18 protein-coding genes and 2 pseudogenes are annotated in these 23,817 nt (G+C 63.3%); 11 read left to right on the top strand and 9 right to left on the bottom strand.

Translation table 11 applies throughout. The features are described 5' to 3' along the window. Positions 1 to 144: 144 nt before the first annotated feature. Entirely contained in the window at positions 145 to 1,890 is a 1,746-nt protein-coding gene (gene treA / locus B0G57_RS09580) for an alpha,alpha-trehalase TreA (protein WP_083925729.1), read from the top strand. Between the two features lie 117 nt (positions 1,891 to 2,007). Next, a complete protein-coding gene (locus B0G57_RS09585) occupies positions 2,008 to 2,259 on the top strand; it encodes a hypothetical protein (protein ID WP_018442389.1) in 252 nt (83 codons plus the stop codon). Between the two features lie 81 nt (positions 2,260 to 2,340). Here the strand turns inward: B0G57_RS09585 and B0G57_RS09590 are convergent, their stop codons facing one another. Then, complete coding sequence (locus B0G57_RS09590) at positions 2,341 to 3,474, bottom strand: phospholipase D-like domain-containing protein (protein ID WP_020566396.1); 1,134 nt, start codon at positions 3,472 to 3,474, stop codon at positions 2,341 to 2,343. Positions 3,475 to 3,732: 258 nt separating this feature from the next. Between B0G57_RS09590 and B0G57_RS09595 the strand changes: the two genes are divergently transcribed. From B0G57_RS09595 to B0G57_RS09610, 4 genes are all read left to right on the top strand, one after another. Further along, entirely contained in the window at positions 3,733 to 4,104 is a 372-nt protein-coding gene (locus tag B0G57_RS09595) for a hypothetical protein (protein ID WP_018442392.1), read from the top strand. A 22-nt stretch (positions 4,105 to 4,126) separates the two neighbouring features. Further along, the gene (locus B0G57_RS09600) at positions 4,127 to 4,702 is read left to right on the top strand and encodes a TMEM175 family protein (protein ID WP_018442393.1); all 576 of its coding nucleotides are present in this window, start codon (positions 4,127 to 4,129) and stop codon (positions 4,700 to 4,702) included. A gap of 181 nt (positions 4,703 to 4,883) precedes the next feature. Continuing rightward, on the top strand, positions 4,884 to 5,009 hold the full coding sequence (locus B0G57_RS32115; protein WP_018442394.1) for a hypothetical protein: 126 nt from the start codon (positions 4,884 to 4,886) through the stop codon (positions 5,007 to 5,009). Between the two features lie 880 nt (positions 5,010 to 5,889). After that, a complete protein-coding gene (locus B0G57_RS09610; protein WP_020566397.1) occupies positions 5,890 to 6,558 on the top strand; it encodes a response regulator transcription factor in 669 nt (222 codons plus the stop codon). Between the two features lie 78 nt (positions 6,559 to 6,636). Here the strand turns inward: B0G57_RS09610 and B0G57_RS09615 are convergent, their stop codons facing one another. Then, entirely contained in the window at positions 6,637 to 7,032 is a 396-nt protein-coding gene (locus B0G57_RS09615) for a response regulator transcription factor (protein WP_018442397.1), read from the bottom strand. A 208-nt stretch (positions 7,033 to 7,240) separates the two neighbouring features. On the opposite strand from B0G57_RS09615, the gene B0G57_RS09620 reads away from it, so the two are divergent. After that, positions 7,241 to 8,776 carry a PAS domain-containing sensor histidine kinase gene (locus tag B0G57_RS09620; RefSeq protein ID WP_018442398.1) on the top strand — a complete coding sequence of 512 codons (1,536 nt, stop codon included), beginning with the start codon at positions 7,241 to 7,243 and terminating at the stop codon, positions 8,774 to 8,776. 55 nt (positions 8,777 to 8,831) lie between these two features. Here the strand turns inward: B0G57_RS09620 and B0G57_RS09625 are convergent. Both B0G57_RS09625 and B0G57_RS09630 read right to left on the bottom strand, forming a co-directional pair. Continuing rightward, positions 8,832 to 10,165 (bottom strand): annotated as a pseudogene (locus B0G57_RS09625) (type II toxin-antitoxin system HipA family toxin). Between the two features lie 2 nt (positions 10,166 to 10,167). Further along, the gene (locus B0G57_RS09630) at positions 10,168 to 10,464 is read right to left on the bottom strand and encodes a helix-turn-helix transcriptional regulator (protein ID WP_018442400.1); all 297 of its coding nucleotides are present in this window, start codon (positions 10,462 to 10,464) and stop codon (positions 10,168 to 10,170) included. 316 nt (positions 10,465 to 10,780) lie between these two features. Between B0G57_RS09630 and B0G57_RS09635 the strand changes: the two genes are divergently transcribed. Together B0G57_RS09635 and B0G57_RS09640 are read left to right on the top strand one after the other, a co-directional pair. Next, positions 10,781 to 11,911: a lactonase family protein gene (locus B0G57_RS09635; protein ID WP_018442401.1), complete on the top strand. Its 1,131-nt coding sequence runs from the start codon at positions 10,781 to 10,783 to the stop codon at positions 11,909 to 11,911. Positions 11,912 to 12,011: 100 nt separating this feature from the next. Continuing rightward, entirely contained in the window at positions 12,012 to 12,755 is a 744-nt protein-coding gene (locus B0G57_RS09640) for a FadR/GntR family transcriptional regulator (RefSeq protein ID WP_018442402.1), read from the top strand. A gap of 29 nt (positions 12,756 to 12,784) precedes the next feature. Here the strand turns inward: B0G57_RS09640 and B0G57_RS09645 are convergent, their stop codons facing one another. Then, the gene (locus B0G57_RS09645) at positions 12,785 to 14,341 is read right to left on the bottom strand and encodes a methyl-accepting chemotaxis protein (protein ID WP_018442403.1); all 1,557 of its coding nucleotides are present in this window, start codon (positions 14,339 to 14,341) and stop codon (positions 12,785 to 12,787) included. Between the two features lie 314 nt (positions 14,342 to 14,655). Here B0G57_RS09645 and B0G57_RS09650 point away from each other — a divergent pair, with 314 nt between their 5' ends. Further along, positions 14,656 to 15,903, top strand: a complete 1,248-nt coding sequence (locus B0G57_RS09650) for a porin (RefSeq protein ID WP_018442404.1) — start codon at positions 14,656 to 14,658, stop codon at positions 15,901 to 15,903. A gap of 274 nt (positions 15,904 to 16,177) precedes the next feature. Here the strand turns inward: B0G57_RS09650 and B0G57_RS09655 are convergent, their stop codons facing one another. From B0G57_RS09655 to B0G57_RS09670, 4 genes and pseudogenes are all read right to left on the bottom strand, one after another. Next, entirely contained in the window at positions 16,178 to 17,704 is a 1,527-nt protein-coding gene (locus tag B0G57_RS09655) for an aldehyde dehydrogenase family protein (RefSeq protein ID WP_018442405.1), read from the bottom strand. 81 nt (positions 17,705 to 17,785) lie between these two features. Further along, a pseudogene (locus B0G57_RS09660) lies at positions 17,786 to 18,205 on the bottom strand (c-type cytochrome); the annotation flags it as partial. A 58-nt stretch (positions 18,206 to 18,263) separates the two neighbouring features. Beyond that, a complete protein-coding gene (locus B0G57_RS09665) occupies positions 18,264 to 19,991 on the bottom strand; it encodes a PQQ-dependent dehydrogenase, methanol/ethanol family (protein WP_026229989.1) in 1,728 nt (575 codons plus the stop codon). Between the two features lie 414 nt (positions 19,992 to 20,405). Continuing rightward, a complete protein-coding gene (locus tag B0G57_RS09670) occupies positions 20,406 to 21,407 on the bottom strand; it encodes an alpha/beta fold hydrolase (RefSeq protein ID WP_018442408.1) in 1,002 nt (333 codons plus the stop codon). Positions 21,408 to 21,659: 252 nt separating this feature from the next. On the opposite strand from B0G57_RS09670, the gene B0G57_RS09675 reads away from it, so the two are divergent. Further along, on the top strand, positions 21,660 to 23,699 hold the full coding sequence (locus B0G57_RS09675) for a sigma-54-dependent Fis family transcriptional regulator (protein ID WP_018442409.1): 2,040 nt from the start codon (positions 21,660 to 21,662) through the stop codon (positions 23,697 to 23,699). The last annotated feature ends 118 nt before the right edge of the window (positions 23,700 to 23,817 follow it).

Raw genomic sequence — 23,817 nt, forward strand, 5'->3', positions numbered from 1 at the left:
ATGCATACTCTCGTCTCGTAAGGAGACGAAAGTTTTCCGCACGCGGATAGTGCCCCACTAAATGCCGGCTCCCAGCGAGACCGCAGCCCTATGACCCGGCGCGAACGAGACCTGTGAAGTGTTCAGTCTTCCAACGGAGGAAACATGAGCATCCCGTCACAATCTCGTCCCGATGCTGTGTCGGCAATCGAATTCCACGAACCCCAGCCGGTCAATTGCGCAGCGCCCTTCCCCGCCGTTCGCTTGTCGTCGTTTTCGCCGTTTTCGTCGGCACGTTACCGATATCCCTCGTCGCGCCGCACGTTAGCGACGGCCGGCGTCGCCTGCGTCGCGGCGCTTGCGTTCGCCTCCGCGACCTGCTTCGCCGACACGCAGGTCGGCGGCACATTGCCGCCGCCGCCGGACGTTCTCTATGGCGATCTCTTCGTCGCCGTTCAGACCGCGCAGATATTTCCCGATCAGAAGACGTTCGTCGACTCGACGCCGAACACCGACCCCGCGACGATCGTCGAGCTCTACGAGTCGCAAAAGAACCAGCCCGGCTTCTCGCTGCAGGCGTTCGTGAACCAATACTTCACGCCGCCGCCCGATCAGAGCATCACGCCGCCCGCGGGCCAGACGCTGCGCGAGCACATCGATTGGCTATGGACCGGCCTCACGCGCACGACGACGACCGCGCCCGATTACAGCTCGCTCATCCCGTTGCCGAAGCCCTACGTCGTGCCGGGAGGGCGGTTCCGCGAAGGCTACTATTGGGACACCTACTTCACGATGCTCGGCCTGCAGGAGTCAGGGCACGAGGATCTCGTCGACGACATGCTCGACAACTTCGCCTACCTGATCAACACGTTCGGCCACATTCCGAACGGCAATCGCACCTACTACCTGAGCCGCTCGCAGCCTCCGTTCTTCTCGTACATGGTCGAGCTCGCCGCCCAGAAGGAAGGCAACAGCGTCTACCAGAAGTATCTTCCGGCGCTGCGTAAGGAATACGCGTACTGGATGCAGGGCGAGAGCAGCACGCCGCGCGGCAGCGCGACGCGCAACGTCGTCGTGCTGAAGGACGGAACGGTCCTGAACCGATACTGGGACGAGCTCGACACGCCGCGCGACGAGTCATATCTCGAAGACGTGCAGACGGCGCAGCAGGCAACGGACCGGCCGGCCAACGAGGTCTACCGCGATCTGCGCGCGACGGCCGAGAGCGGCTGGGATTTCAGCTCGCGATGGTTCGGCGACAACCAACATCTGTACACGGTGCGCACGACGTCGATCATCCCGGTCGATCTGAACAGCCTGATGTTCCACCTCGAAACGACGATCGCGGACGGCTGCACGGTCGCGCGCGACTTCGGGTGTGTGGCGCGGTTCATCGAGCACGCGGCGAAGCGCGCGATCGGCATCAACCGGTATCTCTGGAACAGCAAGGGGTATTACGGGGACTACGACTGGCGGCTCGGCACACCGCGCGACAACCAGACGCCAGCCATGTTGTACCCGCTGATGGCGGGCGTCGCTTACCCGGAGCGTGCGGCTAGAACCGCGCAAACCGTGCAGAACGTGCTGTTGCGGCCAGGTGGTCTCGTGACGTCGCTCTACAACACGGGACAGCAATGGGATGCCCCGAACGGCTGGGCACCGCTGCACTGGATCGCGATCAAGGGGCTGACGAAATACGGGCGCAGCGACCTTGCGCGGCTCATTGGCACACGCTTTCTCGCCGACGTCGAAAATGTCTACTCGACGCAGCAAAAACTCGTCGAGAAATACGTGGTGGAAGGCGCAGGCGTTGGCGGTGGTGGCGGTGGCGAATATCCGCTGCAGGATGGCTTCGGATGGACGAACGGCGTCACGCTGATGCTGCTCGATATGTACGGCGGCGGCCAGTGATGTAAGCAACGCGCGCGCCGGCGCCCTAAAGCCCGGCGCGCGGGTTGCTTGCTCTTGATCGAATCATCTCTCGCATGCGAACGCAATGGCGGAGTTGCCGCCAGGGAGCACAACGCGATGAAATCGATCAGCCTCAGACACATTGGACCCGCCGCGGTGCTTGCCGGCATGTGCGCGGCGGCCGTCTTGACCGCCGTGGCCGAACAGGCGCCCGGGGACGATAGTGCATCGATGGTCAAGCCGCCGCAGCCGCCGGCAAGCGGTGCGAATGCGCATAATCCCGACAATATGCCGGTCCACCGGCCGAAACAGCCGACGAACGATCCTATCGCCCGCCCACCGCCTGCCAGTGCGGCCAATGCGAAGTAGCGAGCGGTCGACCTACCGGGGGCGCGGGCCCGCCCCTCGGAGGAACGCCAAGGCCTGTGGCGACGGCGGGCCCGATGCCCATCAATGAGGACGATATCGCTCGACGAGCCCCGCGATGTATTTATCGAAGTCGGCACCTAGGTTCGCATCGGTCAGATTGACGACGTTTTCCGCATTACGGCGCGCGTTGCTCGAGAAGTTGAAGCTACCGGTGTGAATCACTTTCTTGTCGACGACCAAGGTCTTGTTGTGCATGAAGTTGTAAAAGGCGTTGGCGGCGCTCGGATTGAACTTGCGTGAGTTCTTCGCGACGAGTTTTGCTTTCACCTGCTGCCACAATTGGGCCTTTTGCGACGAGCCATTGCCGTGCGCCCACGCTTTCTCGACGCCTGCCATCTGCGGCCCGTCATAGACGCCGCTGACTGCAATGCCCTTGCCGATCGCATCGACGAGCGCCTGCAGGACGAGGGCCGACGAAATGTCCATCGAGGCAACCGAAACGCTTTGTTTCGCCGTACCGATCAACTCGGCAATGCGCTCGTCGATCGAAGGGCCGTCGCCCGGCGAGAAATCGACCTCGAGGCTATCGCCCGATATCGTCAACTGCCCGTGATCGTTCTTGCCCGTGCCGGCAATGCGGCCGTATTGCCAAAGCTCGTCGAAATCGGTCGTGTAGTAGTGCGCCAGTTCACTCGCGCCGGTGAAGATCAAGACATTGTTGTCTTGCAAGCCCCAACCGTCTTCGGTGAAGTTGGCCGTGCCCATCCAGACGTCCTTGTCGTCGCGAATCATGTACTTGCTGTGCATGAGCGCGCCATCGCCTTCGATGGGCGCCGGCTCGACGCCTTCCGGTAGATCGTGGATGTCGATGGACTGAATGGCTTTCAATTGCACGTGCGTACGTTCGTAGCCCTCGAAGACGGAGGGACCGCTCTGGTCGCCCCCATAGAGTCGGCGATGAGCGGAGTTGGTACGCTTAGGCTCGTCGAAGTACGCGATCTTAACCTCGGCGTGTGCGGCGACCTCTGTCAGCGCTTCTCGAATCTGCTCCGCGACATCGCCGAAGAACTTGAAGTGATACGCCGCGATATGCAGGCTGCTCTTCGTTGCCTTGACGAACTCGCAGAATTTGTCCGCGGTCTCTTTCAAATTCTTTTGATCTTCGGGCTTGGCGTTGTTGTCGGCGCCGACTAGAAACAAAGGCTCGATGGGCATCGTGAGTTCCTCCTTCTCCAAGTACGTGGAAGCCGCGCAAGCCGCGCGGCGCTCAACTCCTTGCACGACGAGAGTTGGAGAACCTTTATAGGCTTGCAGTATTACGGTTTTACTACCGCTACCCGCTGGCCTTCGACGAACGCATCCTTCGGCGTGACGAGCAGACCGTTCGATTCTGCATCGCCCGACACGGCGGAGAACATACAATCGCTTCTTATCCGACATGCTGCCGAGCAAGGAAGCAGGAGGGACCGCCCGATGACCGACGCGCACAACGACGCTGAACCAACGCCCGTCACGCCGAAGACACGGCCTGCGCCCAGGATCGTGCCACCCGGATACCGCCAGGGCATCATCACCGCCATCACGGTTTTGCTGGGCTTTTCGCTGGCGTTCTGGCGATTCTGGGGCTTTGAAAGCAGCGGCCGCTGGACACTGCGTTCAATATTGGCGGCGCTGCCATTGGTCATCGCCGTCTGCTTGCAGATCTTCGCGTTGTTCCGCTCGCTGCGCGTCGAGGACGATGAGGTTCCCGAGTACCGGAAGACGGTGCGCTGGTTCCTTGCATCCGCCGCCGCGTTGCTGATCGGATTGCTGATCGCAATCGTCGATGCAGCCAGCGGCGATTGAGCGTTTGATCAGGAGCCGAACGATGGGAAAGGGACGCATTGAAGCATTCAGCGACGGGGTCATCGCGATCATCATCACGATCATGGTGCTCGAGATTCATGTGCCCCATGGATTCGATCTCGATGCGTTGAAGCCTGTCGCCCCGGTGTTCTTCGCCTACGTGCTCAGCTTCATCTATGTCGGCATCTATTGGAACAATCATCACCACATGTTCCATCTCGTCCAGCGTGTCGACGGCCTCGTCATGTGGGCCAACCTCCATTTGTTGTTCTGGCTGTCGCTGCTGCCCGCGGTCACCCATTGGATCGGCAACAGCCATCTCGCGCCGTGGCCGACGGCGCTATACGGGGCCATCCTCGTGATGTCGGCCATCGCCTACTTCATGCTGACTCGCGCACTGCTGCGGATTCACGGTCCCGAGTCGCCCCTCGCGCGTGCGGTCGGACGCGACGTGAAAGGGGCGATTTCCGTCGTCCTGTATCTGCTCGGCATTGCATCCGCCTTCTATCTGCCTGCCGCGTCCGTCTCGCTCTATGCGCTCACCGCGGCCATCTGGCTCGTGCCGGACAAGCGCGTGGAGCGGGTGCTCGAGCATTGAGCATCACGGAACGAGCGAGCTGCGATCGCACCGCCCACCATACAGTCGTATGACTCCGTCATGCTTATGAGCCTTCTGTGCGTCCACATGTACGATAGTGCCGGCGCCGCTCAGCCACTAATCTTGTATCCACGTCGAAGGCAATTGCGACCTAGGCGACAACACATTGGAGAGAGACGAGATGTTCCGGCTGAGCAATTGGATTTTCATCGGCAGCAACGCCTACGACGAATACACATACGTGCCGTGGCTCGGTAAGAACGTCTATCGTCGTACCGTCGATTTGAGGGCGATCACGCTGCTGTGATCGATCGAAGCGAACAAACGCGAGGGAGAACAACCGACAGCGCCTGAACGCGTATTCCCCGCTTCACTCACCTGCTATTCCCCTTTTGGCTGCGCTTTCTCCAGTTGAGCGCGGCCTTTCTTTTTTGCGCAACTCGCTAATCAAGCTAGTTGAGCGCCATCGTCGGCACCCGGTTTGAGCGAAGAGATCCGCAGGGGAGAGCCTGCGTGCTGGCAACGAACGGAACGCAACGTATGGATCGCCGACGCGCGCGCGGCCGCGCGAGGGCAAGCTCGCACAGCCGCGAGGGGATGGGGTATCGAGGTGCTGAAGACCGGGGAACGAGCGTGCTTACCTCAACCGCCCTGCTCGCTAGAGAGTTTGAACACGCGAGCTGCGTCGCGTCCCGTGCGCAACATGCAGTGACCGGGCCATGAGGCCAAACGCATGGCGTGCTGCCGCGAAGGCCGCCGCCATGGGAGCGATGCGCGCAAGGACGGCCGTCCGATCAGCCGATGCCGCGCACGAGATCGATCTGGCCTGAGTGACATAGTGGATCACCGGGAATGCGTTGAGGGAACCATACCTATCGCGCACGTCCGAATCGAAACATCGTTCGTCCGCAGTGGGCTTCAAAGCGCCGTCGCGCCATAGACTGAAAAGTACGCTCGCACGCGCGCCACGACAAACATGCAAGAAGACGCCGCTTACCCACACTGGTTTGAACGGGTCATACACAAGTATGATTGCCAGTCCGTCACCCCACAGCGCGTAGGCCCGGTTCTCTTCGCGCGGCGCCTGGGGCTTCGCCCAATTCTTGCGGCGCCGCAGCAGGCCTATAATGGGTTTCCCCCTCGCGGCGAAGCGCTGCACGCCTTGCGGGGGTTTACGAGGAGCGTGCATGGTTTCCGCTCAGTCCCCTTCTTCGATGAAGACCGGTACCGAAACACCCGTCGTCTATATCGTGGACGACGAGGAATCGATGCGGCTGGCGTTGAGCAATCTGCTGCGCTCGGTGGGCCTTTCGGTCGAAGCGTTCGGATCGGTGCGCGAGTTCCTCTCTTTTCCGAAAGCGAACGTGCCGAGCTGTCTCATCCTCGACGTCAGGCTTCGCGGCGAGAGCGGGCTTGCGTTTCAGCAGGATATGGCCCGCGCCGGACTGCACATTCCCGTGCTGTTCATGACGGGCTACGGCGACATCGAAATGTCCGTCAAGGCGATGCGCGCTGGCGCCCTCAATTTCTTTCCGAAGCCGTTTCGCGATCAGGACATGCTCGACGCCGTCACGGAAGCGCTCGCGCGCGACGGCGAACGGATAGCGGCCGAGCGGTCCGTCGCATCGCTGCGCACTGCCTACGAATCGTTGACTCCGCGGGAACGCGAAGTCATGGAGTTCGTCATCGCCGGTCTGATGAACAAGCAAATCGCCGCGCAGATGAACCTCAGTGAGATCACCGTCAAGATTCACCGCGGACAGGTCATGAAAAAGATGGCGGCGCGCTCAGTGCCCGATTTGGTCCGGAAGGCGGAAGCACTCGGCGTCGAGCCCCATCGGACGCGGACGTCGTAGCTTGCGCGCGAAACGGTGGCGCAAGCTGCCGCTGTAGGCCGCTCAGGCCGCTTCGCGCGGCGGCATCGGCGCCAACACTCAGCGATCGCCCGTGGCGGCACCCGTGGCAAGGGTCAGATAGTGCGCCAGCGCTTCGGCGTCGACGGGTTTTTCGAGCAGCGCCAATGCGCCGCGCGCCGCGATCTGCTCGCGCAGCGAATCGGTTGCGAATGCGGTCACGAAGATCGTCGGCGGCGCCTGCCCGCTAGCCGTTAAACGGTCGTGCATCTCGATCCCCGACATCCCCGGCATCTTGATGTCCGAAATAAGACATGTCGACTCGGCGGCGTCAGCTTGTTGGGACACCGATCGCAGGTACTGCTCGGCGGATTCGAAGACCGTCGCCGACCAGCCGAGCGAGCGCACGAGGCTCGCGATCGCGTACCGCGAGGCCTCGTCGTCGTCGACAATCGAGATAGTTCGGACGGAGTGCATAAACGAGTTCGGTTGACGGACGGCGGGGGTCGCCTCGCGCGTCGGAAGTCTTTGAAGCCTAAGCGTAATCCCCGAGCGGCCCGGCGCACATCATACTGACGTATGGCGTTAGGATTGCCCGTATAGGGCTTTGAAAAGAGCGAGGCCTGCCGCGGCGCGTCGCGCTGGCGCTCGCCTTGCCTCGGGCCCCATCGGGGAGGGACAAAAAGTGGACGATCGCAAGCGCGCCGAAGATGCGTTGCGCGAGAGCGAGGCCCATTGGCGGGAGGTGTTCGAGCACAACCCGGTCATGTATTTCATGGTCGACGACAAGGGCGTCGTCATTTCCGTCAATGCGTTCGGCGCCGCGCAGCTCGGCTATGAAGTGAGCGAACTCGTCGGCAAGCCCGTCCTCGGCGTCTTCCTCGACGAAGATCGCCCCTTCGTGCTGCGGAACATGGCTGTCTGCCTCGAGAATCCGGGGCAGCCGCACAATTGGGAAGTCCGCAAGATTCGAAAGAATGGCACCGTGCTCTGGGTGCGTGAAAACGCCAAGGCCGTGAAGCGGGCGAACGGCTTTCTCGTGCTGGTCGCTTGTGAAGACATCACCGAGCGAAGACGGACGGAAGACGCGCTGCGGCAAAGCGAGATGTATCTGGCCGAAGCGCAACGGCTGAGCCGCACCGGAAGCTTCGGCTGGCGAGCGGCGAAAGGGGAGCTCGTCTGGTCCGCGGAAACGTTCAGGATCTTCGAATGCGATCCCACGCTGAAGCCCAGCGTCGAACTCGCCCTCGAGCGCACGCATCCCGACGATCGAAACTTTCTGCGGCAGTTCCTCAAAGGCGTCGCGCGCGAGGACAAGGATTGGGAAGTCGACCATCGGCTGCTCATGCCGGACGGCCGCGTGAAGGACGTTCGAGCCGTGGCGCATGCGGTGCGAGACGACGAGGGGGGTCTCGAATTCATCGGCGCCGTAATGGACGTCACCGACTTGCGAAAGGCGGCCCAGGAACTGCATAACGCTCGAGCTGAGCTCGCGCATGTCACGCGCGTGACGGCGCTCGGCGAGCTGAGCGCGGCAATTGCCCATGAGGTGAACCAGCCGATCGCGGCGATCGTCACGGATGCGCGGGCGGCGCTCAATTGGCTGGCTCACGAGCCGCCCGAGCTGGAGGAAGTCCGGCAGGCGCTCTACAGAATCGGTAAGCAAGGCAGCCGGGCAGCCGACGTCATCGGTCGGATCCGCGATCTTGTCAAGAAAGCGCCGATGAGCAAGGTTGCGGTGGACATCAACGAAGCGGTCCGGGAGGTGCTGGCGTTGACGCGCGGCGAGATTTCGAGCTCCGGTGCCACCTTGCGGATGTCGCTCGCCGAGGACTTGCCGCTCGTCCAAGCCGATCGCGTACAACTCCAGCAGGTGCTGCTGAACCTGATCGTCAATGCGCTCCAGGCGATGGCCGGCGAAGTGCAAGGGCCGGACGAGCCGCCGGAGCCGCGAGAGTTGCGGATCACGACCGCTCACGCGGAGCCGAGTGGGGTGCGGGTCTCGGTGCAGGACTCGGGGCCTGGCCTGCCCCCCTCGCTGATGGACCGCATCTTCGCGCCGTTCTACTCGACGAAGCCGGGCGGGCTCGGGATGGGGCTATCGATCTGCCGTTCGATCATCGAGGCCCACGACGGACGTTTGTGGGCGACGGCCGGCGAGCACCGGGGGGCGGTATTCCACTTCGTCGTACCGGCGGCCCCATGGTCCCAATCGAGTTGAACGACACCGGACCGATGCTCCGTCGCCCCACGATGCACGTTTGAGCCCGTGGGACTCACGCGGCGACAAACATCTGGCACTGACGGCGCATGCCGGCGAAAATCGTGTCGGCGACGTCCATCGGAAACTCGCGCGGCAAGAGAGCGGCGACCTCGTCGATGACGGACTCTGTTCGGGCGTGCAGCATAGCCATCATGTCCTCGACTTCCTTGGCGGCGAAACCGACGCGCTCGCCCTGGGCGAGCCAGTGGCGGCGCTGAATCTGTTCGATCGCATAGTGGCTGTTCTTGCTGCGAACGGCCATTGCAAGTCTGGCCCTTTGCGGGGGCAATTGGTTCTTCCCTTTGCCGATGATCGGATGGGCCGACAGCACGTCATAGAGCGGGGTCGCCCGGTAGTAGCGATCGCCGGCAAGCAAGGCAATGCTGAAGTTCTTCGCGTGCCCGTCGATGGCAGCAAGCAGCCAGAAGACCAGTTGGGCCTGATAGAAATTTCGCGTGTCCACGGCGGCACGATCAGAGCCGGAAAGCACGGCCATGATCTTGTCGATGCCGGGGCCGCCTTCCGATTCGTACTTGCGATTCGCGGACGTACCCGTCGCCTGACACATGTCTTCTTGCGGCAGCCGAAGAAACCACGTTTTATCGGTCGAGAGCCTGCGATCGAACCGTTCGACGACGAGCACTTTCTGGTCTTCGAATCGTTGAATCTCGCACCGGGCAATGGGCAAGCCATACGCGGCAACGATCTTGGAGCAAAGCCATTCGTTCTCGACCGACGTCCGCATGTCGGCCTGCATGTTGCCGACGAGCCCGAGCGGCAGTTTCAAAATGTGCGTCGTCGGGGTGCTACCGACAGGAAGGAGCCAACGACCTTGATGCCAAAGCAGTGCCGTTTTCTCCTGCGCGCCGGCGATCGAGAGGCGGAGATCGTCGACGAACTCGTGCGCGCCCGGAATCGGAGCCGCAGTGGTATCGCGCAACAGATGCGCGATGTCGCTCTCGGTCAGCGCACGCCCTTGGATCGTCCGCACCTCTTCAGGCTCCTCCTCGGAAGGCAGCATCTGGATTGCTCCCACACAGTCGGGCCCAGTTTGGCCAACAATTGAAATGCCGACGTGCCGTCGGCCTTGTATCGCGTGGCGATACGGCGACGGATCTGCTCGCTGTCCGGAAGAAGATTGTCGAAATAGCTCTGAACGATCGCCCCGTGATACGGCTGGTTGCCGGGCGTGAACGGCAAGGACAAGGAAAGGGGGCGCCCTTGCGGATTCTCGATCCAGTCGGGCCGATATCGGAACCGTTCACCGCCGTACGTGCTTTCCCAGTGGCCGACCGGCAGGCCGTTAATCCATAAGTCAAGACGATTTGCGCGCGTGCGGCGTGCCATTGCTACCAATTCTCCCGATCGTTTTCGAGCCCACCCGGCTCAGGGGTGCGCGGTTGATGGGCGGTCGGCTCGCCAGAGCGAGCCGCTCTAGGGCTGAGCACCAGGTCGACGTTCAGCACGCGCAAGACGCGGAACAAGCGCTCGAAGCTGGCCGACGCTGGATTGGCTTCGAGTTGCGCGTAGGTTTGCTGCGTCACGCCAAGGCGGCTGGCCATCTTAGCCTGCGTCAATCCCGCTGACTTGCGGAACCCTAGAAGAATCGGACGTAGCTGAGCCAGCGTGGTGATGGGAAAGTCCATGGCGATTACCTCGGCAGCCGAGCACAGGCTGTTACCTGTTAATTGATATAACAGTCTATCTTTTGTATTTCGTCAGTACAAGGTAAACGCTGTAGAGACGCACTATCCGCGCAGTGCTTACAGGCTATCTATTGTATTTAGAAAAGACAGCCTTTTCCCTGTAAATTCGCTGACAGCACCGCATGCGGCGTAGAGAGCGAAACGGATAACTTGCGACGAGTCATACGATGTATTATCACGAGCGCCAGCTTCCAGAAACAACTGAGGTAGGACGACTTGATAGTCAAGCGGCCACCCCACTAACAAAGGAGACCTCGTGAACCGCCATCCGCTCCGCCGGCGCCCGACCCGCCGCTCCGCGGCAACCCGCATCGTCCGCACGGCGCTAGTCGGCCTCGCCGCATCGACGTTGTTCTCGGCCGCGCACGCCTCGCGCACCTACGTCTATGTCTCGAACGCCGATAGTCAGGACATTTCGGCGTACAGCCTCGACGATGCCAGCGGCGCGCTTTCGCCGATCCAGACGCTGAACGTCGGCGGCACCGCCATGCCGCTCGCGCTCTCGCCGAACCATCATCGCCTCTATGTCGGCCTGCGCTCCAAGCCGTATCGCGCCGCCACGCTCGCCATCAATCCGCTCGACGGCCACCTGCTGCCGCTCGGCGATGCATCGCTGCCGGAAAGCATGGCCTACATTTCGACGGACGCGACGGGCCGCTACCTGCTCGCGGCCTCTTACGGTGGGAATATGCTTTCGTTGAGCCGCATCGACGCCAACGGCATCGCGCAAGCCGCCCAGCAGACGGTGCCGACAGGACCGATGGCCCACTCGATTCGCACGGCGCCCGACAACCAGTATGCGTTCGCGTCCGTGCTCGGCGCCGACGCCTGGCTTCGGCTCAAGCTCGACACCGAGCGCGGCATGCTCGTCGAAGACGCGGCGCCCGCCTACTCACTGCCGGCGAAATCGGGCCCGCGCCACTTCGTTTTCTCGAACAACGGCCGCTTCGTCTATTTGATCGACGAACTCGACGGCAAGCTGCACGTGCTCACCTTCAATCCGTCGATGGACAAGGCGAAGCCCATTCAGACGCTCTCGATTCTGCCGTCCGACTTCGACAAGCAGGGCAAGCCGTGGGGCGCCGATGTTCACCAGACGCCGGACGGCAAATTCGTCTACATCTCGGAGCGCACGTCGAGCACGCTCGGCGGATATCGCGTCGATGCCTCGACCGGCAAGCTCACGCGCTTCGGCACCTGGCCGACCGAGAAGCAGCCGCGCGGGTTCGGCATCGATCCATCGGGGCGCTATCTGTTCGCCGTCGGCCAGTTGTCAGACCACCTCACGGTCTACCGCATCGACGCCAAGACGGGAGCCCTGACGGCTGTTACCCGCGTGGCGACTGGGAAGAACCCTAACTGGGTTGAGTCGGTGAATTTCGAATAGAAAAAAAAGCGTAGGCGCGGGGGGCGGTTGTCAGACGACATTCGCCCCCCTCGTTATAATGGACGACGTTTCCCCTATAAGCTGTCGAAGAGGTCCACCGATGTCAGCGCCGTCTTCCGCCGCCGCCGCACCCCGCCGCGCCCGCAATCTGGCCGAGTTCGTCGTCAATCGACTGACCGAGCAGATCGAATCGAGCGCGCTCAAGCCAGGCGACAAGCTGCCGACCGAATCGCAGCTGATGGAAACGATGAATGTGAGCCGTACCGTCATCCGCGAAGCGATCTCGAGGCTGCAAGCGGCCAAGATGATCGAAACGCGGCATGGCATCGGCAGCTTCGTACTCGAAACGACGGGCAAAGGGCTCGGCCTGGACGTCGCGCCGGGCACGACGCTGCGCGACGTACTGGCGATCCTGGAGCTGCGCATCAGCCTCGAAACCGAATGCGCGGGGCTCGCCGCCCAGCGCGCGCAGCCCGACGATATCGCGCGCATTCGCGCGGCGCTCGATGCGCTGACGGCCTCGCGCAAAGGCGGCCCGGAAAGCGTCCAGCCCGACTTGCAGTTTCATATCTCGATCGCACGCGCCACGGGCAACCGTTATTTCGTCGATATCCTCACGCAGCTCGGAACGGCGTTGATCCCGCGAGAGCGCGTCGACTCGGCGAGCATCGCGCACGAAGATCCCGAAGTCTATCTATCGATCGTGAACCGTGAGCACGAGGCGATCCTCGATGCGATCGCCCGGCACGATGCCGAGAGCGCCCGCGCGGCAATGCGGATGCACCTGTCCAACAGCCGCGAGAGACTTCGCCACGCGAGCAGGCGGACCGACGGCTCGGAGTAATCGGGCGAGGCTCGTCGCCCTTTCTTTCTTCAGGCTGCACTCAGGCGGAACGCGGCAACTGCCTGAGCCGTCGCGCTCGCCTGCTGCTCGAGCGCGCTCGCCGCGGCCGCCGATTGTTCGACGAGCGCGGCGTTCTGCTGGGTGACCTGATCCATCTGGCTCACGGCCTGGCCGACCTGCTCGATGCCGATGCTTTGCTCGGCGGTTGCCGACGTGATCTCGGCCATGATCGTCGCGACCTCGCCGACCGCCGCGACGATTTCGCTCATCGTGCGCCCGGCTTCGGCGACGAGCGCGTTGCCGTGCTTCACGTCGTCGACCGATGCGCCGATCAAGGTCTTGATCTCTTGGGCGGCCGCGGCGCTGCGCTGCGCGAGCGATCGCACTTCGCCCGCGACGACGGCGAAACCGCGCCCGAGCTCGCCCGCGCGCGCCGATTCGACGGCCGCGTTCAGCGCGAGAATGTTGGTCTGGAATGCGATGCTGTCGATGATGCCGGTGATGTCCGCGATCTTTTGCGAGCTGGCCGATACGGCGTTCATCGTCTTCACGGCTCGCTCGACGACGTCGCCGCCGCGCGCCGCCACTTCGGCCGCGCTCGATGCGAGGCCGCTCGCCTCGCGCGCGTTGTCGGCATTGCGCTTGACGGTCGACGTGAGCTCTTCCATGCTCGCCGCCGTTTCCTCGAGCGATGCCGATTGCTGCTCCGTCCGGCTCGACAGATCGAGGTTGCCCGCGGCGATTTCGCGGGCGGCGGTATGGATCGCGTCGCAATTCTCCCGCACGCCCGAGACCGCCTGCCAGAGGCCTTGCCGCATGCGCCGCATCGCGGAGAAAAGCTGCCCGATCTCGTTCGCGCCGGCTTGCGGCACCTCGACGGTCAGGTCATTCGCGGCGATCCGATCGAGCACGGCCGCCGCCTGCCGCAGCGGCGCGATGACGATACGCCGCAGCGCAAAGTGCGTCGCAACGATCACCGCCAGCGCGAGCGCAACCCCCACCACCACCATGGTGAAAACCCAGCGATACTCGCGCTCGGATTGAGCGGCCAAATCGTCGGCGAGCGCATGGGAAAGCTTCTGAAACTTTTCGACGGCTTGGGAATAAGCGATCCCATCGTTGCGGATGTCGCGGTCGTTGATCACGACGTAGGCGGCGGTGTCGTCGTTTTGCAACGCTTGGAAGGCGGCTTTCAGATGGACGGCGAGCCGATCCGATGCATCGAGCAACTGTTGTTTCAGCGCATCATCGAGCCCCTCGAAGCCCGCCGCCCGGCGAAAGGCCTCGGTCTCCTCGGCGGCACGATCGATGGTGACCTGCGCGCTCTTGAGCGCCTCATCGCGCGTGCTCTTGTCGCCGTTCTCCTTGAGCGCCGCATAAGCCCTCGTCAGCGCCGAGCGGGTCCGCGTCGTGTCTTTGTAGCCGTCATTGACGAGGATGACCTGCCGCGCCATGTCACGCTCGTGCGTGGCGCTGGCGTTGGCGCGTTCGAGCGCGCCCACACTGACGAAGCCGCCGATCACCATCATTGCCGCAAACAACACCAGGGCCACCAGCAGGCTGCCTCGCACGGTCCAATTGCGCATTTCTTCTCCTGTCTTTCTGTTCTAGGTCCAGAGCCGCTCACGCGCTGACATCCGCCTGACGCCGGCTTGCATCGGCCGCTGAACGCAGTGGCACGCCCCCCGGTGGCGTGCGATCAGCGGCCGGGCGCCCATCATATGTTGTCCGACTACTATCAGCCAACAAATGATTACATAGAGATTTTCCCTAATGCCTCCAAACGATCCGACCCGCCGAAAATGCTGTCGGTTCGCTGTTGTACGATGACTTATAAGCGTCACAAAAGTCGCTGTAGGTCGCAAATCAAAACGTAAAGTCTCGAAAGCTTGGAGATCTGATGAAGAAGCGTGTACTTACCACGATGGTCGCGATGGCCGTTACCGGGCTCGCCGCTGGCGCCGCTCATGCGCAGAGCAGCGTGACGCTGTACGGTATCGTCGATGCAGGCCTCGGCTACATCAACAATTCGTCGTCGACCGGCGCGAAGACCGGCGGCGCCCACGCGTTCAAGATGCTCAACGGCGTCTGGGCGGGCAGCCGTTTCGGCCTGAAGGGTGCGGAAGACCTCGGCGGCGGTACCAAGGCGATCTTCCAATTGGAAGAAGGCTTCAACAGCGCGACGGGCGCCCAGGCTGTGACGAACCTCGCGTTCAACCGCCAGGCTTATGTCGGTCTGACGAACGACACCTACGGTACGTTGACGCTCGGCCGTCAGTACACGCCTTACTACACGCTGCTCTCGCCGTGGAGCCCGACGACGTGGCTGACGGGCGCGTTCGGCGCACACCCGGGTGATATCGACTCGCTCGACACGAGCTACCGCACGAACAACGCCGTCGTCTATACCTCGCCGACGCTCTACGGCTTGACGGTGAGCGGTATGTACGCGCTCGGCGGCGTCGCCGGCAGCGAAGCGACCGATTCCGTATGGAGCTTGGCCGCGCAATACAAGGCGGGTCCGTTCGGCCTCGGCGTCGGTTACCAGCATATCAACAACACGCGCACGAGCAGCGCCGCCTGGAATTCGGCCACCGCCAACGGCAGCGGCACCGGCATCGCGGACACGAGCAACGAACCGGCCGTGTCGGGCATCAACAACGGCTACAAGTTCGCACGCGCGCAACAACGTATCGGTGTGACGGGCGGCTGGCAGTTCACCCCGAACTTCGACATTTCGTTCTCGTACACGAACGTCCAGTACCTCCCGGGTGCCGGTTCGGGCTTTACGAACGAAGCCGTCTTCAACACGGCTGGCGCCGTGGTGCACTGGAAGGCCATGCCGACGCTCGACCTGGCCGCTGGTTACAGCTACACGCGTAAGGCCGCGGCTGACGGCGCGGGTAGCGCGACGTACAACCAGTTCAACCTGTCGCAGTTCTACTCGCTGTCGAAGCGCACCGGCATCTACGTGCTCGAAGCGTATCAGCACGCGTCGGGTCAAACGCTTAGCGCGACGAGCAGCACGACGACCGGTGCGACCACCATCTCTGTCGTGAATGCAACGGCGAACATCGGCGACGGCATCGGCGCATCGACGACGAAGAATCAAATCGCCGTCGGCGCCGGCATCATCCACAAGTTCTAAGCAACACCAACGCGCGCGATCGCCTTCGGGCGTCGCGTTGCACTTGCGCGCCTCAGGGAGCACCGTTTCGGCGCTCCCCGAGGAAGTCCCCTCGGGGACCTGTGGGTCCGCGGAGCGTCAACCGCTCCGCTCTGTACGTGCAATTCACGCCGGGTTCCGAGACACCCGGCGTTTTCTTTTTGGTCGGCGCCGTTCGGCGATCGGCAGCCCCCATCGGCTGCCATCCGCATGACGACCGCCGCCCCTCCCGCTGGCCGCGATCCCCCGCTTCCGATCAGAAGAAGCCGAGCGGCTTCGCGTCGTAGCTGACAAGCAGACACTTCGTCTGCTGGTAGTTCGAGAGCGCCATCTTGTGCGTCTCGCGTCCGATGCCCGACTGCTTGTACCCGCCGAACGCCGCATGCGCTGGATAAAGGTGGTAGCAGTTGGTCCACACGCGACCGGCTTCGATTTCCCGGCCCATGCGATACGCGCGCGTGCCGTCACGCGTCCATACGCCGGCCCCGAGTCCGTAATAGGTGTCGTTCGCGAGCTCGATCGCTTCGGCTTCGTCCTTGAATGTCATCACCGATGCGACGGGGCCGAAGATCTCCTCCTGAAACACGCGCATTTTGTTGTTTCCAAGCAGCATCGTCGGCATGACGTAATAGCCGCTTGCGAGACCCTCGGCCGGGCTCCTGCGCTCGCCGCCCGTCAGGCACGTCGCGCCCTCGCCCCGGCCGATATCGATGTATGAGAGGATCTTGTCGAGCTGCTGCTGCGACGCCTGTGCGCCGATCATCGTGCCGGGATCGAGCGGATGGCCGGCTTTGATCGCCTGCACGCGCGCGATGGCCTTCTCGATGAAACGCTCGTAGATCGACTCCTGAATCATCACGCGCGACGGACAGGTGCAGACCTCGCCCTGGTTCAGCGCGAACATCGCGAGCCCTTCGAGCGCCTTGTCGAGGAACGCATCGTCGTGATCGAGCACGTCGGCGAAAAAGATGTTCGGGCTCTTGCCGCCGAGCTCGACCGTCGACGGAATCAGATTCTCGGCCGCGGCACGCAGGATATGCTTGCCGACCGGGGTCGACCCGGTAAACGCGATCTTCGCGACACGCTTGCTCGTCGCGAGCGCTTCGCCGGCCTCTTTGCCGAAGCCGTTGACGATGTTGATCACGCCCGGCGGGAACAGATCGCCGATGAGCTGCATCAGCACGAGTACCGAGGCCGGCGTCTGCTCGGCGGGCTTCATGACGATGCAGCAGCCGGCCGCGAGCGCCGGCGCAAGCTTCCAGGCCGCCATCAGCAGCGGGAAGTTCCACGGAATGATCTGGCCGACCACGCCGATCGGCTCATGGAAATGGTAGGCGACCGTGTTGTCGTCGAGCTCGGAGATCCCGCCCTCCTGCGCCCGAACGCAACCCGCGAAGTAACGGAAGTGGTCGACGGCGAGCGGCAGGTCAGCGGCCATCGTCTCGCGCAGCGGCTTGCCGTTGTCGATCGTCTCCGCCACGGCGAGCAGCTTCAGGTTCTTCTCCATGCGTTCGGCTGCGGCGAGCAGAAGATTGGACCGCTCGGTCGCCGATGTCTTGCCCCATTTGCGGCGGGCCTTATGCGCGGCATCGAGCGCGAGATCGATATCGGCCGCACCGGAGCGCGGCACGCGGCAAAACGGCTTGCCGTTGATCGGCGAGAGGTTTTCGAAGTATTCGCCGCCAACGGGCGGCACCCACTTGCCATCGATGTAGTTCTCGTATTGCTTCGCGTACGGGTACTCGATATCGAGGCCAAGCTTCTTCAGGTCGAACATGTCCATCGCGTGTCTCCTTTGAGTCACAGATTGTTGGCGCTTACGCGCTTGCAGCGTTCATTCGCTTGACGGCAACGGCCAGCCGCTTCATTGCCCCGGGCCGGCGACGAGCGGCGTCGACGACGTGCGCGCCATATCGGCGGTGAGCTTCGTCGCTTTCGGGCGATATCCGTTCGAATAGAGCAGGAAGGCCATGATGTCGGCGTACTCCTGATCCTTCATCTGGCCCGGGCGATCGGCCGGCATGTTCGACGACATGTACTTGTAGATGCCGCCGATCGTGAGATGCGAGTGGCCCGTGGGCGCGAACGCCGGGCCGCTCAGGGCCGGCCCCGCCATACCCTGCAGGCTCGCGCCGTGGCACTTCGCGCAGGCGCTCGAATAGAGGCTCTTGCCATGGGCGACCTGAGCGTTATCGAACGACGGCACGTTCGCGGATGCCGTCGTCGTCGCATCGGCCGGTGCGCCGGACGCCGCCCCCATGGTGCCTGCGAGCAGTACCCCTGCAAGGGCGAACGAGTTCAATCGAATCTTCATGGTGTTGCGCTCCAGCTTGAAAAAATAATCAGCGTTTGCCGAGCGCGAACACGTAGAGCGTGCCGCCGCGCGGAACCTTGTCGGCGACTTTCGCCATCGGGCCGCCCCAAATCGGGTTAGCGCCGCCGTAGCCGGCGAGAACCGCGACGTATTCCTTGCCGCCGGCTTCGAACACGGACGGCTGAGCGACGATGCCGCTCGCGAGTTGGGGGCTCTTCCAGAGCACCTTGCCGGTCTTCTCGTCGAAGGCGTAGAGGTGGCCATCGAGCGCGCCGGAGAAGAGCAGTCCGCCCGCCGTCGTCACGATGCCGCCGTTCCAGGGCATCTTGCTCCAGTGACTCCACACCTTCTTGCCGGTGTTGGCATCGAACGCCACGAGCTCGCCATAGCCTTTGCTCCCCGGTTCGGGATGGATCGTGAAACCCTCGCCGAGGTAAGGCAGCCCTTCCATGTAGTCGATGTCCTTGCCCGATAGCTGCATGCACCCATGCAGCGCGGGAACGAACGCGAGATGCGTGGCGGGATCGTAGGACTTCGACCACCAGTTCGTGCCGCCGAGGAAGCTCGGGCAGGTGTCGATCGTCGTGCCGACTTTCGGGTACATCGCCGAATCCTGGATCGGCGTGCCGTCGGCCTTGTAGCCCGTGACGGACGTGACTTTCACGAACGCCTTGGCATAGATGAGCTTGCCCGTCTGGCGATCGATCGCATCGAAGAACCCATTGCGATCGAAGTGCAGCAACGCGTCGTAGTCCTTGCCCTCATATTGGATCTTGGCGAACATGCCCGGATTGACGCCGTCGTAATCCCACGTGTCGTTGCGCGTGTACTGGAAGTGCCATTTGATGTCCCCCGTCTTCGCATCCATCGCGAGCATCGAATCCGAATAGAGGTTGTCGCCGGGGCGCATCGAGGCCAGCCATGGCCCCGGATTGCCGACGCCCCAGTAGAGCGTCTTCGTTTCAGGATCGAACGTGCCCGTCATCCAGGCCGCGCCTCCGCCGTGCTCGTACATGCCCTTCGGCCAGGTATCGCCGCCCTTTTCCTGCGGCGCGGGGATCGTGTTGCGCTTCCAGAGAACGGAGCCGTCATCGGCGCTGACGGCAACGATGAAGCCGCGCGCACCGTATTCCCCGCCCGAGTTGCCCACGACGATGGCGCCGTCGAGGGCGAGCGGCGCAAGCGAAAACGCGTAGCCCGTGCCAGGGTCGAACATCTGCTTCTTCCATTTCACTTCTCCGGTCTGCGCGTCGAGCGCGACGATGTCGCCGCTCAGCATCGCGACATAGACGTTCTTGCCGTAAAGCGCGACGCCACGATTGACGACGTCGCAGCATGCGTTCTTGAAGGCCTCGGGACCGAGCTTTGGATCGTAGTGCCACAGCGACTTGCCGGTGATCGCATCGAACGCGTAGACGTTGTCCTTCGGCCCCGTCACGAACAGGTAGCGGCCGTTCACGATCGGCGTGGCCTCGAAGCCCTGCTGAAGTTCCGCCGGGAACTTGTAGCTCCAGACTTGCTTGAGCCCGGCGACGTTGGAGGTATCGATCTGCTTGGCCGGCGAATGCGAGTGGCCGTCGTAGGCGCGGTAATAAGTGAGCCAGCCCGGATCGTCCTGAGCGTGTGCGAGACGCTCGTACGTCACCGGCGGATATTCGTCGGCTGCTGCTGCGCGCTGCGCGCCGAGACTCAGAACGCCGGCGAGTGCGCTCGCAAGTGCCATCGCCGTAATGGCTGAGGCCGGACCTCTACTCATGTCTGTCTCCTGATGGATTTATCGATTCGTGTTGCCGTAGCTGCGTCGTCCATAACGACGTCATCGGCAATGCACTGTCGCTCCGCGGTTGCTGTGCGTTGGTTGGATCGCGGTGCGGCGCTCTACGCAACTCATATGCCATTGGCCCGCAACGCTTGATGCGCGTTGGCCTCGCGGCACATGGGCTCACTTTTTCATGCGTCGATCGACCGCGTCGTTGCGACGCATCGCTGTCTCAACATGGGACAGTTGGAACGGACCTGTTCAGCGGCGAGACAGCGATGCGGCGTGATAGCCCCGATCGAATGACGAGTCGCGCGGGGACTCGAACGAGGCAGGGCTCAGCGACTGAGGAGCTGAGGGGAAGGCGCGCCGCGAGCAGGCGCGCGATGAGGCAGGAGGGGAAGCGCGGGCTTACGCTGCGCGATGCGGCGATCGCGAGCCCGACGATGAGCCGAACATCGTTTCGATCGCCTGCGCGACACCGCGAGCAAGCGCGGGCTCGCTGCCGAGATGGCCCGCGCGCACACGCGTCGTTTGGAGTTGCGGAATCGCGCCCGCCAGGCGGCGCAGATTGTCGATCGGGCAAACGGGATCGCGCGAGCCGTGTATCGCCGCTATGGGTACGCCTGCCTGCGCGGCCCGACGAGCGAGCGACAGCAGGCGATGTTCGCCGAGCCAGCAATCATGCATCAGGTAGTGGGCTTGAATTCGATACTTGCCCACCGAGCGACGGTCGCCCACTCGCGTGCGTGGTGTCCGACGGAGCGCGCGGCGCGAATTCGCCGATGCGAGGACGGCTTCTTCATAGGCTTGCCATGCCAGCGCAACGGCTCGCTGTCGCGATGGGTCGCCACGCGTTCGCAGTGCTTCTTCGCAGCGGCGCAGCAACGACGCTGGACGATTCGTCGAAGCGGCCTTGGACAAGCGCGCCCACTCACGCGGCGCGCGCTTGCGCGACATGACGAAAAGCTTGCGGACCTCGGCGCGCGAGGCGAGGAAGAGACCGCGCACGACGACGCCCGTCACATGGCGCCAATGCATTCCGGCATAGGCGAGCGCGAGCGACGCACCCCACGAGCCGCCGAGCACGCCCCATCGCTCGATGCCCAATTCGCGGCGGATCGCCTCCATGTCGCCGATCAGCCTGTCCGTGCGATTGTGGCGCACACTCCCGTGTGGCCGTGACGCGCCCGCTCCGCGCTGGTCGATCTGAACGACTCTGAAGCGAGCGAGGTCGAAAAGCCGCCGCACGCTCGGCTGGCTTCCGCTACCGGGCCCGCCATGAAGGACCGCGACCGGGACGCCATCGGCCGCGCCCGCAACGGTAAACGCGATGCGGTGCCGGTCGCGGATCAAATGACGCTTGACGAGGGCGGCCTTCGAGGATTCGTCGTTGGAATGAGGAGTGCGCATAAAGGGGCTTGGGCTTTGACCGTCATCAACGTGCGGCTCGGGTGAAACCGCAAACTGCGGATAATCCGGATATCGCCGTCCGGGGATCGGCCCCATCGTAAACCGATGCCGGCGATGCCGCCGCTATCCACTCGCTCGGCAGTGCCGACGCGGACATCACCTCGGTCGGGAAGCTCATTCTGGCGCGCGACTTGCTTTCAACGGCGTCACGAAGCGCGTCGGCCACGTGCCGCCGCCCGAAAGGAGGAGACAATGCGCAACGACCCGGGCCCGGCCGCGAATCCGCTCTCGGCCACCGAGGGCTGGCTGACCCCGTGCATTCAGAAAGCGCACGAGCGCTCGGAAAGCTTCGGCCTCAAATCGTCGACACAGCCCGACTATGACGTGCTGCCGGCCCCCGATCTCACGGTCAAGCGCGAGCAGAATCGCGTGCTGACGGCGCATGCGCTGCCTGTCATGGAGACGCTGCGCGAGCAGATCGTCAATACGCAAAGCATGATCGTGCTGACGGATGCTCAGGGCCTCATCCTCCATTCGATTGGCGACGACGATTTTCTGCGGCGCGCCGAGAAGGTCGCGCTGCGGCCCGGCGCGAATTGGGCCGAGGACCGTCAAGGCACGAATGCGATCGGCACCGCGCTCGCCGAGCGCAGCGCGACCGTCGTGCATGGCGACCAGCATTACCTCGCGGCCAATCGGTTTCTCACCTGCTCGAGCGTGCCGATCCTCGATCCGTACGGCGATCTCACGGGCGTGCTCGATGTGACGGGAGACTACCGCAGCTATCACCAGCACACGATGGCGCTCGCGAAGATGTCGGTGCAAATGATCGAGAATCATCTCTTCGCAAGCAAGTTCCGCGATGCCCTGCAGATCTCGTTTCATAGCCGCCCCGAATTTCTCGGTACGCTGATGGAAGGGATCGCGGCTTTCACGTTCGACGGGCGCTTCCTGTCCGCCAATCGCAGCGCACAGTTCCAGCTCGGGCTGTCGCTCACGGCGCTACGCGCACATACGCTGGCGTCGCTCTTCGGCCTGACGAGCGGCGAGCTCATCGACAAGTCGCGCACGAGTCGCGATTCGATCGTCGCGCTGAACCTGCACAACGGCGCCGTCGTATGCGCGCATGTCGATTACCGGCGGGCCACGATGACGAACAGCGGTTGGCCGCGCGAGGCCGATCGGACGCAGCGCGGTGCCGAGTCGCGTCCTGCACAAGCGGGTGCCGCGACGAACGCGGTGCGGCTCGGCCACCTCGATACAGGCGATCCTCAAGTCGCGTCCGTCATCGCCAAGGTGCGCAAGGTCATCGGCAAGGACATCCCCGTTCTGATCACTGGCGAGACGGGCACCGGCAAGGAGCTGTTGGCGCAGGCCATCCATAACGATTCGCCGCGCCGCGACGGACCATTCGTGGCCGTCAACTGCGCGTCGATTCCCGAGACGCTGATCGAATCGGAGCTTTTCGGGTACGAGGAAGGCGCCTTCACCGGCGCGCGGCGCAAAGGCGCGCTCGGCAAGGTGCTGCAGGCGAACGGGGGAACGCTCTTTCTCGATGAGATCGGCGACATGCCGTACCCGCTGCAGGTGCGGCTGTTGCGGGTGCTGCAGGAGCGTGTCGTCAACCCGCTGGGATCGACGAAGTCGATCCCCGTGGACATCGCCGTCGTCTGTGCGACGCATCGCAGCTTGCGAGAGATGATCGCGCAGAACCGCTTTCGGGAAGACCTCTACTATCGGCTCAACGGGCTCGTCGTCAAACTGCCGCCACTGCGCGAGCGGACGGACCTCGCCGTCGTCATCGAAAAAATGCTCGACGACGAGACGGCTTGCGCGACGGACGGCCGGCGACCCGCCATCGCGCCGGAGGTCATGGCGCTCTTCGAGCAATGTGCATGGCCGGGGAACTTCCGACAGCTCGGCAATCTGCTGCGCACGGCCGCCGCGATGGTCGACGACGACGGCGAGATACGGCGCGAACACCTTCCCGACGATTTCTTCGAGGATCTCGCGATGCGCGCGGCCAGTGGCTGTGGCTCGCAGAACATGAACGCGAACACTGACATGAGCGCAGGCGCTGCGCCCGACGCTGCCGCGCCGGCTCGCGAGCCGCTCGAGGGCGCCGGAGGCACGCGACTTCACGATCTCACGCTGTCCGCGATCGCAGCGGCCATCGCGCGCCACGGCGGCAATGTGTCCGCGGCCGCCCGCGCGCTCGGCGTCTCGCGCGCCACGATCTATCGCAAAATGCCGGTGGCATCCGGTGCGAAAAACGCGAACGGCGACGACTAAGCACTGTCGCGCATCGACAGTACACTGTGTCCACCGCTGTCTCAGAATGCGACAGTCCTGTGCCGAGACGCAACACATGGGTGGCAACGAATCGTCGCCATCGCCGGCCTTGTCAGCG

Source organism: Trinickia symbiotica (assembly GCF_002934455.1).
Taxonomy (GTDB): Bacteria; Pseudomonadota; Gammaproteobacteria; order Burkholderiales; family Burkholderiaceae; genus Trinickia; species Trinickia symbiotica.

What these genes read in the sequence shown, in the direction of transcription:
- B0G57_RS09610 (WP_020566397.1), top strand. Translation starts at nt 5,890, where the DNA reads ATGGTTTCCGCTCAGTCCCCTTCTTCGATGAAGACCGGTACCGAAACA.
- B0G57_RS09600 (WP_018442393.1), top strand. Translation starts at nt 4,127, where the DNA reads ATGGGAAAGGGACGCATTGAAGCATTCAGCGACGGGGTCATCGCGATC.
- B0G57_RS09630 (WP_018442400.1), bottom strand. Translation starts at nt 10,464, where the DNA reads ATGGACTTTCCCATCACCACGCTGGCTCAGCTACGTCCGATTCTTCTA.
- B0G57_RS09665 (WP_026229989.1), bottom strand. Translation starts at nt 19,991, where the DNA reads ATGAGTAGAGGTCCGGCCTCAGCCATTACGGCGATGGCACTTGCGAGC.
- treA (WP_083925729.1), top strand. Translation starts at nt 145, where the DNA reads ATGAGCATCCCGTCACAATCTCGTCCCGATGCTGTGTCGGCAATCGAA.
- B0G57_RS09645 (WP_018442403.1), bottom strand. Translation starts at nt 14,341, where the DNA reads ATGCGCAATTGGACCGTGCGAGGCAGCCTGCTGGTGGCCCTGGTGTTG.
- B0G57_RS09650 (WP_018442404.1), top strand. Translation starts at nt 14,656, where the DNA reads ATGAAGAAGCGTGTACTTACCACGATGGTCGCGATGGCCGTTACCGGG.
- B0G57_RS09640 (WP_018442402.1), top strand. Translation starts at nt 12,012, where the DNA reads ATGTCAGCGCCGTCTTCCGCCGCCGCCGCACCCCGCCGCGCCCGCAAT.
- B0G57_RS09670 (WP_018442408.1), bottom strand. Translation starts at nt 21,407, where the DNA reads ATGCGCACTCCTCATTCCAACGACGAATCCTCGAAGGCCGCCCTCGTC.
- B0G57_RS09585 (WP_018442389.1), top strand. Translation starts at nt 2,008, where the DNA reads ATGAAATCGATCAGCCTCAGACACATTGGACCCGCCGCGGTGCTTGCC.
- B0G57_RS09590 (WP_020566396.1), bottom strand. Translation starts at nt 3,474, where the DNA reads ATGCCCATCGAGCCTTTGTTTCTAGTCGGCGCCGACAACAACGCCAAG.
- B0G57_RS32115 (WP_018442394.1), top strand. Translation starts at nt 4,884, where the DNA reads ATGTTCCGGCTGAGCAATTGGATTTTCATCGGCAGCAACGCCTACGAC.
- B0G57_RS09675 (WP_018442409.1), top strand. Translation starts at nt 21,660, where the DNA reads ATGCGCAACGACCCGGGCCCGGCCGCGAATCCGCTCTCGGCCACCGAG.
- B0G57_RS09655 (WP_018442405.1), bottom strand. Translation starts at nt 17,704, where the DNA reads ATGGACATGTTCGACCTGAAGAAGCTTGGCCTCGATATCGAGTACCCG.
- B0G57_RS09615 (WP_018442397.1), bottom strand. Translation starts at nt 7,032, where the DNA reads ATGCACTCCGTCCGAACTATCTCGATTGTCGACGACGACGAGGCCTCG.
- B0G57_RS09595 (WP_018442392.1), top strand. Translation starts at nt 3,733, where the DNA reads ATGACCGACGCGCACAACGACGCTGAACCAACGCCCGTCACGCCGAAG.